This window comes from Kitasatospora griseola, from assembly GCF_044999035.1.
GTDB classification, from domain to species: Bacteria; Actinomycetota; Actinomycetes; order Streptomycetales; family Streptomycetaceae; genus Kitasatospora; species Kitasatospora griseola.
The window spans coordinates 1,035,700-1,049,487 of sequence record NZ_CP173360.1 but is presented as its reverse complement, the minus strand read 5'-3'; the positions used below and the strand labels follow the sequence as shown (position 1 = coordinate 1,049,487).

The following is a 13,788-nucleotide window of genomic DNA, read 5'->3' as shown; positions in this document are numbered from 1 at the left end:
GTCAGTGCGCGGGGCGCCGGAACAGGGCGGTCCACAGGAACGGCATGCCGAACAGCGGCGACTCGGCGGGCTGCTCCCGCATGCGGCGCAGTTCGACCTCGGTCAGGTCGGCGAACACCCGGCGCAGCGTGTCCGGGGTGTACGCGAGGCCACCGTGCAGCGAGCGTTCGCGGTAGCAGTCCGCGTCGGAGAGTTCGGAGCCCATGCCGCCCCCGCCGGCGGCGAAGCAGGTCAGCGCGAACAGACCGCCGGGAGCCAGTACGCGGTCGAGCAGCGCCAGGTAGCCGACCCGGCGGTGCGGCGGCAGGTGGTGGAAGCAGCCCGAGTCGACGATCAGGTCGTACGGCCCGCTCAGCTCGCCCGCACCGACGGCGAAGGCGTCCCCGCAGCGGAACCGGACGTCGACACCCGCCTCGCGGGCCCGCTCCCGACCCCATTCGACGGCGACGGGGGAGAGGTCGACCGCATCCACCTCGAAGCCCCGCGCGGCGAGGTGCACGGCGTTGCGGCCCGGGCCGCAGCCCAGGTCCAGCGCGCGGCCGCGGGCGATCAGGCCCCGGTCGAGGTGCGCGGCCAGGTTCTCGTCCGGTTTCGCCACGAAGAACGGGACCGGCCTGCTCCGGTCGCCGTAGAAGCGGTCCCAGTAGTCCCGGCCGTCGCCGGTGGCGAGCCGGCCGGTCTCCGGCGCGGTGCCGAACAGCCCGTCCAGGAGCGCGAGTACGTCCTCGACCGTGCGAACGGTCCGGTCCATCCGGCCCCCCTTCCGACCTCGCCGATCCTAGGCAGCGGGGACCGGGCCGACCAGGTCGGGCGAGTTTCGGCCACCGCCGCAGTGGGCCGCTGCCGCCCGGCGCCGACATCGCAGGCCCCGGACTTCGGGCGACGGGCCCCGGGCCGGGCGGGCCACCCCTGCGAGGCCGGGACGGGCGCCTTCCGCGCTGCGCCCGGCCGCCCGGGGTCGAGAAAAAATCATCCGGGCGGGTGACAGGGCGTGGCGTGGCCGACATTCGCCCCGGGGCTGGATCCGCGGGCCGACGGGGTGTCAGTCGGCGGCAGGGAACAGGGCGGTCAGCTTCGGCAGGCGGGCGGCGGTCTGCTCGGCCGTCCACGGCTCGCCGTCCGGGTCGGCGACCAGCGGACTGTCGTGGCCCTGGGCGAGCATCGCCTCCTCGAGGCCGTCCTCGTTGCCGGTGAGCGCCTCCCAGGCGTCGGCCGCGCAGTAGTCGAGGGTCTCCCAGCCGGGCAGCTGGCGGTCGGTCTCGGCGGCCAGCCGCCGGAACTCGGGGTGGTCGGCGAGCGCGTCCGGCTCGTCGACGGCCAGCCGGTGGGCGTCCTGCCCGAGGCCGACCAGCCAGGCGTGGAAGTACCACAGGCCGTCGTCGCTGAGACGGCCGGGCGCCACCAGCTTCGCCACCGCGACGGTGGCCCGGGTGTCCACCGGCGCCCGCACCTCGTCCAGGCGCAGCTGGAACTCCAGCACCTCCTCCAACGGCAGTTGTCCCAGCCGGTCGACCAGCAGCTTGGTGCGGTCGCAGGGCGCGCCGGCCTCCAGGGTCGACTCCACCAGTTCCCAGAAAACGCTCAGGTCCATGCCCGGCATGCTCCCACGCCCCGAGGACACCGGTTTCCGCCGCAGGCCCTTGACTTCAAGGGCGCTTGAACTCGCAGGATGGGCGACGGCAGGGCCGGAAACGTCCGGCCGGACGACGGGTGGAGGCATGATGCGGGCAGTGTGGCTGCGGGAGTTCGGCGGGCCGGAGGTCCTGGTGCCGGGCGAGGCGCCGGATCCGGTGCCGGGCGACGGCGAGGTGCTGATCGACGTCGCCCACGCCAACCTGACGTTCGTGGAGACCCAGTTCCGCGCCACCGGACTCGGCCCGTTCTCCGCCGCGCTGCCGATGATCCCCGGCAACGGCGTCGGCGGTACCGTCGCCGCCGTCGGCCCCGGCGTCGACGCCGAGCTGCTCGGCCGGCGCGTCATCTCCTCCACCGGCGGCAGCGGCGGCTACGCGGAACGCGCCGCCGTCCCCGCCGCCGGCCTCCACCCGGTGCCCGACGGCCTCGCCCTGGACACCGCGACCGCGCTGCTCGCCGACGGCCGCACCGCCCGCCTGCTGCTGGAGACCGCCGCACCCGCCCCCGGCTCCCGGGTCCTGATCCTGGCGGCCGCGGGCGGCGTCGGCACCCTGCTGGTCCAACTCGCCGCCCGCGCCGGCCTGCACGTGGTCGCCGCGGCCGGCGGCCCCGCCAAACTCGCCCTCGCCGCCGAACTCGGCGCCGCCGAAACCCTCGACTACCGGCAACCCGACTGGACCGCCCGCACCGCCCCCGTCGACCTCGTCCTCGACGGCGTCGGCGGCACCCTCGGCCGCGCCGCCACCACCCTGCTCCGCCCCGGCGGACACCTACTCAGCTACGGTCTGGCCAGCGGCAGTTGGACCGACCTGCCGCCGGACGAGGTCGCCGCCCGCGGGCTCACCGTCCTCACCCTGCGCCCCACCCCCGACGCCGTCCGCGCCGCCACCGCCCACGTCCTCGCCGAGGCCGCGGCCGACCGCCTGCGCCCCGTCATCGGCCGCCGCTTCCCGCTGGCGCAGGCCGCCGACGCCCACCGCGCCATCGAATCCCGGGCCACGCTCGGCAAGACGCTGCTGGACGTCCGCCCGGAGTGACCCGGACGCTGCGTCGAACCCGAGCGACGCCCGGTCGGTCGGAGTTCGACCGCACCAGCACGGCCGGCCCGTCCGGCGTGAGCACCGGAACCCACGCCTCCTCCGCCCGGTCGAGCCGGGTCTCGTCCAGGCACAGGGGGTGGGGCTGCTCGGTGGTGCCGTCGGAGGTCCAGTAGCGGACGGTCCCGACGATCGCGCGGAGGCGGCGCCGCTCGTCGTCCGGCCAGCTGTGGCTCCAGGTGCCGGCGCCGCGGAAGTGACGCTCGAACAGCTCGCGCAGCGCGTCCAGTGCGGCCGGGGCGAACAGCGGCATCAGGAAGCCCTCGACCTGTCCCATTCGGCAGGCGGTGCCGCCGTACTGGTGCTGGTGGACGACCCTCGTCGGCGCCTCGACCAGCGCGAACAGCCAGCCGCCGCCGCTGGTGCCGTCGGGGTCGAGGAAGACGACGCGTCGAAAGCCCATGGCCGCAGTCTTCCCGGCGGCCGGCCCCGGGCTCAACGGGATTCCCCGCAGGGCGAACGCGCGACTGACGGGCCGTCGGAAATCGGGTCGTGCCCGGCCCGACGGTCTCGTTAGCATCCCGACATGTCAGATCAGCCGATGTACCCTCCCAAGCCCCGGCCCGGCGACCGCGTCGCCGTGCTCTCGCCGTCCTTCGCCGGGCCCGCCGCGTTCCCGCTGCCGTACGAGCTCGGCCTGCGCCGCCTGCGCGAGGAGTTCGGACTGGAGCCGGTCGAGTACCCGACCACCCGCAAGCTCGGGGCGAGCCCCGAGGAGCGGGCCGCCGACCTGCACGCGGCGTTCACCGACCCGAGCATCACCGCCGTGCTGGCGACGGTCGGCGGTGAGGAGCAGATCAGTCTCGTCCCGTACCTGGACGGGGAGTTGCTCCGATCGCACGCCAAGCCGTTCTTCGGGTACAGCGACAACACCAACCTGCTGGACTTCCTGTGGCGGCACGGCGTGGTCTCGTACCACGGCGGTGCGGTGATGACCGAGTTCGGCCGGCCCGGCGCCCTGCACCCGCTCACCGAGGCCTCGCTGCGGGCCGCGCTGTTCGACAGCGGCGAGTTCGAACTGCGCGAAGCCGAGGACGTCAGCACCGAGCTCGGCCGCTGGGAGGACCCGGCCACCTTCGAACGGCTGCCTGCGAGCGAGCCCGGCACCGGCACCTACTGGCACCGCTCCGACCAGGTGGTCGAAGGCGTCAGCTGGGGCGGCAACCTGGAGATCCTGCACTGGATGGCCGCCGCCGACCGCCTGCTGCCCGTCGAGGCGTACGCGGGCTGCGTGCTGGTGCTGGAGACCTCCGAGGAGATGCCGTCCGGCACCGAGGTGTACCGGATGCTGCGCAACCTCGGTGAACGCGGACTGCTCCGGCAGTTCCCGGCCGTGCTGTTCGGCCGCGCCATGGCCTGGTCCTTCGAGCAGCCGAACGACGCCGCGCAGCGCGCCGAGTACCGCGCCGAGCAGCGGGCCGGCGCGCTGCGCGCCCTGGACGCCTACGCGCCGGACACCACGGCCGTGTTCGACGTCGACCTGGGCCACACCCAGCCCCAGCAGGTGATTCCGTACGGCGGCCGGATCCGGGTCGACGGCCCGGCCCGCCGCATCACCGTCACCTACTGACCCTGCCCGGCGGCACGTGCCCGCACCCGCGCCGACCAGCGCGGGCCGCCGCGGGCCGCGCCACCCGGCCTGGCCCGGTCGCCCGCCGACCACGTATCGTGGCCGGGATCGGAACGCGGTGCCCGGGGCACTGCGGCGAACGGGCACGACGTCGCGCGGGCGGCGGACGGGGGCGGTGACCTGACGGTGGCTGACGTGGCATCGACGACGGGGGACGGTCCGGCGGCGGCAGACCTGGAGGACACCTTCAAGCTGCCGACCCAGCCGGCGGGAAGCCCCGCGCAGGGCGCCGAACTTCCGCCCGCCAACGACCCGTTCGCCACCTCCGTCAACCTGCGGGTCAACCTGACGCCCCCGGACCTCACCCCTGGCGGCAACCGGCCGGCCCCGCCGCCCACCCCGACCCCGGCCGGCGGCACGCCGGTCCCGCCGCCGCCCGCGATGCCGCCCGCCCCGGTCAGCACCGGGTGGACGGGCATGATCCCGGTGATCACCGCCGACATGCCGCCGCCCGGCACGGCCGCCCCGGCACCCGTCGCGGCGTCAACTCCCGCACCCGCGCCGGTACCCGCGCCCGCCCGCGGCATCGGCCAGGGCCTGCGCGGCCGGATCCTGGTGATCGAGGGCGGCTACGGCGGCGGCCGCCGCTGGGGACGCGGCGGCACCGCGCACGCCTCCGTGCTGTCCGCCGCGCTGGCCGGCGTCGCCCCGCAGATCCTGCTCTCCGCCGACCAGGTGGACGCCGTTCACCTGCCCGGCGCCAACGACCCGCAGACCGTGCTCGCCCACCTGCGCGCCGCCGCCCGCCACCCCGGGCCGCTGCTGATCCACCTCGGCGGCCACCTGGTCACCGACCGGCGCGGCGACCAGATGTACCTCTCGCTGCGCGAGAACAAGGCCTCCGAGAGCCTGCCCTGGTCCGCCCTCGCCACCGAACTGCGGCACCGCGGAACCGAGTTCGACACCCTGGTGGTCGGCGACCTGAGCGCCGACCCGGTGCTGTGGCCGCACCTCGTCTCCGCCGCCGGGCAGCAGCTGAGCGAAGGCGTGCCGCTGTGGGCCGTCGTCAACCACGACCCCGACCAGCTCGGCACCTTCACCCGCGCGCTGATCGAGACCCTGCACCGCGGCCGCCCCGGCGCGGACCAGCTGCTCACCCCCGAACTGGTCCGCCAGCAGGTCCACTCGGTGCTGCGCGCCGACACCGTGGTGATCGCCGCCCACCCCGGCGACCGGCCGTGGTTCCGCAACACCTCCCGGCAGATCGGCCCTGCCGACACCGCTGCCGGCCGACCGACCGCACCCCCCGCCGCGGCCCCGGCCGCCCCGCCCGCCGCGCGCCCCGCCGAACCGGCCCGGCCCCGGCTCGCCCCCGGCTGGACGCCGCGCGCCCTGGTCTCGCTGCGCAAGCCCGGCGTGCCCGCCACGCCCGCCCGCCGCCGAATGATCGTCTCGCTGGTGCGCGGCGTCCCGATGGTCCCGGTGGACACGCCGCTGGTCGACCTCGGCAAGGACCGCCCCGCACCGGACATCGCACCCGAGCCCACCGTCCGGCTCGGCAAGGACCTCCCGGCGGCCGAACTCGCCGAGTCCGAAACCGCGCCCGCACCGGCCGAGTGGTACGCCGTGGACTTCGCCAAGGCCGCACCCGCGCCCGCACCGGCCGGACTGCTCGAACGGTCCGAACCCGCGGCGGCGGAACCCCGGTTCGACCCGCTGGCAGCGACCGTCCCGATCACCGGCGACGCCCTGGCCGCCACCCTGCCGCTGCCCGACCCCGGCGCGACGGTTCCGACCGTGCCCCTCGACAAGCCCCGACCGCCGCTCCGGCACGACCCGTTGGCAGCGACCGTGCCACTGGACAAGCCGCCGGTCCGGCACGACCCGCGGGTGGTCGCCGTCCCGCTGGAGAAGAACGCCTCCGCTGCCCCGGCCGAACAGGCCCCGCCGACCGACTACTTGGAGGCCATCGGCGAGATCGTCCGGGCCGCCGAGGCGGGCGACCACGACACCGCCGCGACGCTCGCACTCGCCCTGGAGAACAAGGCGGTCGCCGCGCACGGCACCCTCGCCCCGGTGGTGCTCCAGGTCCGGCAGGTCCGCGCGCACGTCTCCCGGGTGGCCGGACTTCCCCTGCTGGCCGCCGAGTTGTACCGCCAGGTGGCCGCCGCGCTGCTGCAGGTCGAAGGCCCCGAGCACCCCGAGACCCAGCGCGCCGCCACCAACGCCGAAGCCTGCTGGCGCGCCGTCAAGGACCCGACCGAGGCGATCCGGATCGCGCCCGAGATCATAGAGCTCCGCGCCCACCTGCCCGGCCCCGACGGCCGCAAGCTGCGCGCCTCCGAACGCTACCTCCAGCAGCTCGTCAACGCGAAGGCGGCGGCGGGCAGTTGATGCCCGCTCACCGATCCACGGACCACGGCGCGTCCGGCGGCGGCGCACTGGTGCCCAACAGGTGCCGGACGAGGCGCAGCGCCCGGTCGAGCGGGACGGTGTCCTCGTCCGGGTACTCGTCGTGCCGGCCGCTGGCGAGCAGGTAGCCGTCGCTCCAGCCGTCCGCGCCCGGGTCGACGGCGTGCCCGCCCGGGTCGCCCGGCCCGTCCAGCAGCATCACCATCGCCCGCTCGCCGTTGCAGACCACCGCCAACTGCCGCCCGCGCGAACTGTGCAGCCAGTTCTCCAGCCGCCCGCGCCGATCCGTCGCCGCAGCTCGGCGACGGCGTCCTGCCCGTCGGCCGCGATGGGCGGGTGGTCGGCGAACTCCCATCGCTCGGCGTGCTGTTGGGTCATGCGGGCGGTCTCCCTCCGGGTGCGGCGGCGCGGTCCCGAACTGCCCACGCTACCGGGAGGCCGGGCTCAGTCGGCGTCGACGGGCAGCAGGCCGCGCTCGGCGAAGACCCGCTTCGCGGCGAGGGTGGCGTTGATGGCCCGGGGGAACCCGCAGTAGGCGGCGGCGTGCAGCAGGGCCTCGACGATCTGGCGCGGCGTCAGGCCGACGTTCAGTGCGGCGTTCACGTGGACCTCGACCTGGGGCTCGCAGCCGCCGAGCGCGGTCAGCATGCCGAGCGTGACGAGTTGCCGGTCGCGTGGCTCCAGCGCCGGACGGGAGTAGATCTCGGCGAACCCCCAGGCCGCGATCTGGTGCGCCAGCTCGGGGGAGACGTCCGTCAGCGCCGCCACCATCCGCTCGCCCGCCTCGCCGTCGATCCGCCCGAGGACCCGCATGCCCCGCTCGAAACGCTCACGGCGGTCGTCCGTGGTCATGGCCCGGCTCCCTGCGTGGTTCGACGATCGGGCAGCTCGACGGCCCGAAGGCCACCGTAGAGTCCGGCCGGGCCGCATCGGGCGGGCCGCGCCGACGCGCCCCCCCGGCGGCCCAACGGAGGGCGGCCCTGCGGGGCTGGCCGGGTCGACACCGGCCGGAATCAAATGCTGCGACGTCCGGCGCGAGGAGGCGCTACACTCGCCGCGACACCGTTGGTACGCGATGCGCGGGTACGCGATTCGCGTGAGCAGAGGGACAGAGACGTGGCGGGTGACGACGACATCTCCGGGTGAGATCCGGATCTGACGGCCACCGGGCCGGCGCACAGGAGCGCTGCCGGAGTGGTCCGTTTCGTCGTCCCCTTTTTCGCCCGTCCCCTCGGGGCAGTGGCTGTTCCCTGCCCTCCAGCACCTTCGAGGTCTCTTCACCATGTCCGACGCTGCCGTCGTCTGCTCCAACCTGTCCTTCTCCTGGCCGGACGACACCCCCGTCTTCCACGACCTGTCGTTCAGCGTGCCCACCGGCCGCACCGGCCTGGTCGCCCCGAACGGCTCCGGCAAGTCCACCCTGCTCCGGCTGATCGCCGGACAACTCAAGCCCACCGCAGGGTCGGTGACGGTCTCCGGCACCCTCGGCTACCTGCCGCAGACCCTGCCGCTGACCGGGAACCTCACGGTCGCCGAGGTGCTCGGCATCGCCGAGGTGATCCGCGCCCTGGACGCCGTCGAGTCCGGCGACGTCGCCGAGGAGCACTTCGCCACCATCGGCGACGACTGGGACATCGAGGAGCGCACCCGCGCCCAACTCGACCGCCTCGGCCTCGGCCACCTCGCCATGGACCGCAGCCTGAGCACGCTCAGCGGCGGCCAGGTGATCTCCCTCGGCCTCGCCGCCCAACTCCTGCGCCGCCCCGACGTGCTGCTGCTCGACGAGCCCACCAACAACCTCGACCTGACGTCCCGCCACCGGCTCTACGACGTGCTGTCCGAGTTCAACGGCTGCCTGCTGCTGGTCAGCCACGACCGCGCGCTGCTCGACCGGATGGAGCGGATCGCCGAACTCGGCAACGGCGAACTGCGCCTGTACGGCGGCGACTTCACCGCCTACGAGGAGGCCGTCCGGGGTGAGCGGGAGGTCGCCGAACGCAACGTCCGCAACGCCGAGCAGACGCTGAAGCGGGAGAAGCGCGAGGCCCAGCAGGCCCGGGAGCGCGCCGACCGGCGGGCCAGCAACGCCGCGAAGAACCTGAAGAACGCCGGACTGCCGAAGATCTTCGCCGGAAACATGAAGCGCGGCGCGCAGGAAGCCGCCGGCCGCTCGGGCCAGGTGCACGCCGCCCGGGTCGACGAGGCCAAGGCCCGCCTCGACGAGGCCGGGCGGGCGGTGCGCGAGGAGCAGCGCCTCAGCCTGGAACTGCCCGACACCCAGGTGCCCGCCGGCCGCACCCTGTTCCACGGCACCGGCCTGCAGGCGCGCCTCGACGGCAGCGAGGTGTTCGCCCCCGGCGGTGTCGACCTGGTCGTCCGCGGCCCCGAGCGGATCGCGCTGACCGGCCCCAACGGCGCCGGCAAGACCACCCTGATGCGGCTGATCACCGGCGCGCTCACCCCGGACAGCGGCGAACTGCGGCGCGGCGAAGGCCGGATCGCCTACCTGTCGCAGCGCCTGGACCTGCTGGACGAGAACCGCACCGTCGCGGAGAACTTCGCCGAGTTCGCGCCCGAGCGCCCCGAGGCCGAGCGGATGAACCTGCTCGCCCGGTTCCTGTTCCGCGGGCCCCGCGCGCACCTGCCGGTCGGCGTGCTGTCCGGCGGCGAGCGGCTGCGCGCCACCCTGGCCTGCGTGCTGTGCGCCGAACCCGCACCGCACCTGCTGCTGCTCGACGAGCCCACCAACAACCTCGACCTGGTCGGCGTGGGCCAGTTGGAGAGCGCCCTGAACGCTTACAAGGGCGCGTTCCTGGTGGTCAGCCACGACGAACGGTTCCTCGCCGAGATCGGCGTCGACCGCCGCCTGCGCCTGGCCGACGGCGTCCTCGCCGAAGCGGCGGCCCCCGCGATCTGACCGACCGCCCCGAGACACCTGCCCGGGCGGGCCACCGGCCGCCCGGGCAGGTGTCGCGAGTGGGCCGCGGTGAGGCTGCCCTGCCGGTTCCCGTGGATTGCGGCAGCGTGCCCGGCGGGCTGCTCGTCGCGGACTGCGGGGGAGTTCGGCGGGGGCTCGACCGGCCGAGGGTGCGGGCGAGGCCGGGCCACCTGGGCGGGGTCGGCCCGGCGCACTGCCCGGTGTGGCTGTGCTGCGGGGCTCAGCGGCCGACGGGGTGCTTCAACCATGCTTCAACCACGGTCGCGCGCACCCGAGTTGCCGAGCCCGGGGCGGCGGCGGGCCGCACCGTGCGGCCGTCCCGCCGCGTCCCGCGGCCCGGGTGGCAGCTCGCCGCCGACCGGGCCGCGGGAGCCCCGCTCGCCGTGCCTCAACCGGCCCCGGCTGTCGCCGAGTCGGTCCGTCCGTCCGTCCGATCCCGGCCCGGGCCGCTCGCCCGCCCGAAGCGAGCCGCCAACGACTGCAACGGAGTTACCTCATGACCCAACCTGCCCTGATCGCCCATGACCTGGTCCGGGTCCTCGGCGGCCGCCGGATCCTCGACGGCCTGTCGCTGACCGCCGCACCCGGCCGCCGTCTCGGCCTGATCGGCGAGAACGGCTGCGGCAAGTCCACCCTGCTGCGGGTGCTGGCAGGCGTGGACGAGCCCGATGCCGGGAGCGTCGACCGCCCGGCCGACCTCGGGTACCTGCACCAGGAGATCCCGTTCGACGCGGCCACCACCGTCGCCGCCGTACTGGACGACGCCCTGCGCGAGGCCCGAACCGACCTCGCCGAACTCGACCGGCTCGGAGCCGACCTCGCCGAACTCCCGGACGGCGACCCGCGCCTGCCCGACCTGCTGGCCGCGTACGGCGCGCGGCTGGAGCAGGCCCAGGACCGGGAGGCCTGGGACGCCGACCGCCGCGCCGCCCTACTGCTCGACGGTCTCGGCCTGGCCGCCGTCGCGCCGCAGCGCACTCTCGGCTCGCTGTCCGGCGGGCAGCGCGGCCGCCTCGCCCTGGCCGCCCTGCTGGTGCGCCGCCCCGCGGCCGTCCTGCTCGACGAGCCGACCAACCACCTCGACGACGGCGCCGCGGCCTTCCTGGAGGAGCAACTCCGCTCCCTGCCGGGCACGGTGGTCGTCGCCAGCCACGACCGGGCGTTCCTCGACGCGGTCTGCACCGACCTGCTCGACCTCGACCCGGCGGCGGACGGCCCGGTCCGCTTCGGCGGCGGCTACCGGGCCTACCTGGACGCCAAGCGCGCCCGGCGGCACCGCTGGGAGCGCCGGTTCACCGACGAGCAGCGGGAGTTGGCGGAGCTGCGGCGCTCGGTGGAGGTGACCGCGCACCGGGTCGCTCCGGACCGCGGGCCCACCGACAACGAGAAGATGGGCTACGGCCACCGGGCCGGCCGGGTGCAGCAGCAGATCTCCCGCCGGGTGCGCGACGCCGCCGGCCGACTCGCCGACCTGGAACGCCGCCAGGTGGCCGAACCGCCCGCCCCGCTGCGCTTCGCCCCGGACGCCCTCGTCGGCGGCCCGGAGCAGGAGGTGCCCGACCCGCTGGTGACGCTGCACCGGCTCCGGGTGCCCGGACGGCTCGCACTCGACGCCCTGGACGTGGCCGCGGACGAACGCCTGCTGATCACCGGCGGCAACGGCACCGGCAAGTCCACCCTGCTCGCCGTCCTGGCAGGCCGCCTCGACGCGACGGGGCGGATGCACCGGAGAACCGGCCTGACGGTGGGGCTGCTCACCCAGGACACCGTGTTCGAACGGCCCGACCGCACCGCCCGCGACACCTACGAGCTGGCGCTCGGCCCCGACCGCGCCGAACGCGTCCCGCTGGCCTCGCTCGGCCTGCTGGCCGCCACCGACCTCGACCGCCCCGTCGGGTCCCTGTCGGTCGGCCAGCGCCGCCGCCTCGCCCTCGCCCTGCTGGTGGCCCGCCCGCCGCAGCTGCTGCTGCTCGACGAACCCACCAACCACCTCTCCCCGGTGCTCTGCGACGAACTGGAGGAGGCCATGGGCGCCAACGGCCCGGGCGCGATCGTGGTGGCCGCCCACGACCGCTGGCTGCGCCGCCGCTGGCAGGGTCGCGAGATCGGCCTGAACCCCTGACGCACCGCCGGCCTGCGCCAACGGACTTACCGCGCGCCGCCGTTGACGTACAGCGTCTGCCCGCTCACGTACGACGCGTCCTCGCTCGCCAGGAACGCCACCACCGAGGCGACCTCCTCCGGCAGGCCCACCCGCCGCAGCGGGGTGCGCTGCGCGACCTCCGCCTGGTGCGCCTCCGGCGTCGCCCCGACCCGCTCGGCCGTCGCCGCCGTCATCGAGGTCGCGATGTAGCCCGGCGCGACCGCGTTCACGTTCACGTTGTACGGACCCAGCTCGATCGCCAGCGTCGCCGTCAGGCCCTGGATGCCGGCCTTCGCCGCCGCGTAGTTGGCCTGGCCGCGGTTGCCCAGCGCCGATCGCGAGCTCAGCGACACGATCTTGCCGTACTTCTGCTGCACGAAGTACCGCTGCGCGACGTGCGAGCAGTTGTAGGCGCTGGTCAGATTGACCGACAGCACCAGGTCCCAGTCGCTCTTCGGCATCTTGAAGAACAGGTTGTCGCGGGTGATCCCGGCGTTGTTCACCAGGATGTGCACCCCGCCCAACTCCTCGACCACGGAGGCGAACACGGCCTCCACCGCCTCGTAGTCGGCCACGTCGCAGCCGAACGCCCGCGCTGTGCCGCCCGCCGCGACGATCTCCTTGACGGTGCCCTCGGCCCGCTCCGCCGTCAGGTCGACCACGGCCACCGCCGCGCCCTCCTCGGCCAGCCGCCGCGCCGTCGCCGCCCCGATGCCCTGCGCGGCGCCGGTCACCACCGCCACCTTGCCGTCGAACCTGCCCACAGTCACACCTTCCTGATGGTTCGTCATGAATGAACTCAGTCCCGCTCGACCAGCACCGCGGAGCCCTGGCCGACGCCCACGCACATGGTCGCCAGGCCGCGCCGGGCGCCGGTGCGGCGCATCCGGTGCAGCAGCGTGGTGAGGATCCGGGCACCCGAGCAGCCCAGCGGGTGGCCCAGGGCGATCGCCCCGCCGGACGGGTTCACCAGCTCCGGGTCGATGCCCAACTCGCCGACGGACGCCAGCGCCTGGGCCGCGAACGCCTCGTTGAACTCGGCGGTCTCCACGTCCTGCAGCTTCCAGCCGCCGCGCTCCAGCACCCGCCGGGTCGCCGGGACCGGCCCGATGCCCATCACGTCCGGGTGCACGCCCATCGAGGCGCCCGCCACGTACCGCCCCAGCGGCTCCAACTCCAGCTCCGCGAGCGCTCGTTCGCTGACCAGCAGCAGCGCTGCCGCGCCGTCGTTCATCGGCGAGGCATTGCCCGCGGTGACAGTCCCGCCCGCCCGGAACACCGGCTTCAGCGCGGCCAGCTTCTCGGCCGTGGTGTCGGGACGGATCGACTCGTCGCGCTCCACCAGCACCCCGTCCGGGCGCTCGACGGCCAGCAGCTCGGCGTCGAAGTGGCCCGACTCCCGTGCCTGCGCGGCCAGTCGGTGGCTGCGCAGCGCGAACGCGTCCTGCGCCTCGCGGTCGATGCCGTAGCGGGCCGCGACCTCCTCGGCGGTCTCGCCCATCGACAGCACGCCGTGCAGCTCGCGCATCCGCGGGTTGGTGAGGCGCCAGCCGAGCCGGGTGTCGAAGGTCTCCAGCTTGTGCGGCAGCGCCTCGTCCGGGCGGGGCAGCACGAACGGGGCCCGGCTCATCGACTCGCAGCCGCCCGCGACCACCACGTCCGCCTCACCGGACCCGATCGCCCGGGCCGCCGTGGTGACGGCCTCCATCCCGGACGCGCACAGCCGGTTGACGGTCGCGCCCGGGACCGAGTCGGGCAGGCCGGCGAGCAGCACCGCCATCCGGGCCAGGTTGCGGTTGTCCTCGCCGGCCTGGTTGGCGGCGCCCCAGTACACGTCGTCGATCCGCGCCGGGTCCAGCCCCGGCACCTGGTCGAGCAGTCCGCGCAGCACCGCCGCCGACAGGTCGTCGGGTCGGACGGCGGACAGTGCGCCGCGCAGCCGACCGATCGGGGTGCGGCGGGCGGCGGCGATGAAGACCGGAAGCACTTCGTC

At 75.1% G+C, this 13,788-nt stretch carries 12 protein-coding genes; 5 read left to right on the top strand and 7 right to left on the bottom strand.

Annotated elements, in window-relative coordinates; translation table 11 throughout:
* Position 1: 1 nt before the first annotated feature.
* Both ACI1MP_RS05130 and ACI1MP_RS05125 read right to left on the bottom strand, forming a co-directional pair.
* A complete protein-coding gene (locus ACI1MP_RS05130; RefSeq protein ID WP_404867839.1) occupies positions 2-751 on the bottom strand; it encodes a class I SAM-dependent methyltransferase in 750 nt (249 codons plus the stop codon).
* 291 nt (positions 752-1,042) lie between these two features.
* Entirely contained in the window at positions 1,043-1,591 is a 549-nt protein-coding gene (locus ACI1MP_RS05125; protein WP_380332756.1) for a DUF4240 domain-containing protein, read from the bottom strand.
* 127 nt (positions 1,592-1,718) lie between these two features.
* Between ACI1MP_RS05125 and ACI1MP_RS05120 the strand changes: the two genes are divergently transcribed.
* The gene (locus ACI1MP_RS05120) at positions 1,719-2,672 is read left to right on the top strand and encodes a zinc-binding dehydrogenase (protein ID WP_404867838.1); all 954 of its coding nucleotides are present in this window, start codon (positions 1,719-1,721) and stop codon (positions 2,670-2,672) included.
* On the opposite strand, the gene ACI1MP_RS05115 is transcribed toward ACI1MP_RS05120, so the two are convergent.
* On the bottom strand, positions 2,569-3,135 hold the full coding sequence (locus ACI1MP_RS05115; RefSeq protein WP_404867837.1) for a DUF6210 family protein: 567 nt from the start codon (positions 3,133-3,135) through the stop codon (positions 2,569-2,571). The genes ACI1MP_RS05120 and ACI1MP_RS05115 overlap by 104 nt on opposite strands.
* 123 nt (positions 3,136-3,258) lie before the next feature.
* Between ACI1MP_RS05115 and ACI1MP_RS05110 the strand changes: the two genes are divergently transcribed.
* Together ACI1MP_RS05110 and ACI1MP_RS05105 are read left to right on the top strand one after the other, a co-directional pair.
* Positions 3,259-4,302 (top strand): S66 peptidase family protein, encoded by a 1,044-nt coding sequence (locus ACI1MP_RS05110; protein ID WP_404867836.1) that lies wholly within the window; start codon positions 3,259-3,261, stop codon positions 4,300-4,302.
* A gap of 195 nt (positions 4,303-4,497) precedes the next feature.
* Positions 4,498-6,696, top strand: coding sequence for a hypothetical protein (locus ACI1MP_RS05105; protein WP_404867835.1), 2,199 nt, complete (start codon positions 4,498-4,500; stop codon positions 6,694-6,696).
* 7 nt (positions 6,697-6,703) lie between these two features.
* On the opposite strand, the gene ACI1MP_RS05100 is transcribed toward ACI1MP_RS05105, so the two are convergent.
* A complete protein-coding gene (locus tag ACI1MP_RS05100) occupies positions 6,704-7,069 on the bottom strand; it encodes a hypothetical protein (protein WP_404867834.1) in 366 nt (121 codons plus the stop codon).
* Positions 7,070-7,158: 89 nt separating this feature from the next.
* A complete protein-coding gene (locus ACI1MP_RS05095; protein WP_198520345.1) occupies positions 7,159-7,566 on the bottom strand; it encodes a carboxymuconolactone decarboxylase family protein in 408 nt (135 codons plus the stop codon).
* A 430-nt stretch (positions 7,567-7,996) separates the two neighbouring features.
* On the opposite strand from ACI1MP_RS05095, the gene ACI1MP_RS05090 reads away from it, so the two are divergent.
* Both ACI1MP_RS05090 and ACI1MP_RS05085 read left to right on the top strand, forming a co-directional pair.
* Positions 7,997-9,631: an ABC-F family ATP-binding cassette domain-containing protein gene (locus tag ACI1MP_RS05090; protein WP_100584819.1), complete on the top strand. Its 1,635-nt coding sequence runs from the start codon at positions 7,997-7,999 to the stop codon at positions 9,629-9,631.
* 517 nt (positions 9,632-10,148) lie between these two features.
* Positions 10,149-11,774, top strand: coding sequence for an ABC-F family ATP-binding cassette domain-containing protein (locus ACI1MP_RS05085; protein ID WP_404867833.1), 1,626 nt, complete (start codon positions 10,149-10,151; stop codon positions 11,772-11,774).
* Positions 11,775-11,800: 26 nt separating this feature from the next.
* On the opposite strand, the gene fabG is transcribed toward ACI1MP_RS05085, so the two are convergent.
* Together fabG and ACI1MP_RS05075 are read right to left on the bottom strand one after the other, a co-directional pair.
* A complete protein-coding gene (gene fabG, locus ACI1MP_RS05080) occupies positions 11,801-12,559 on the bottom strand; it encodes a 3-oxoacyl-ACP reductase FabG (RefSeq protein ID WP_189272174.1) in 759 nt (252 codons plus the stop codon).
* Positions 12,560-12,594: 35 nt separating this feature from the next.
* On the bottom strand, positions 12,595-13,782 hold the full coding sequence (locus ACI1MP_RS05075) for a thiolase family protein (RefSeq protein ID WP_100584816.1): 1,188 nt from the start codon (positions 13,780-13,782) through the stop codon (positions 12,595-12,597).
* Positions 13,783-13,788: the final 6 nt, after the last annotated feature.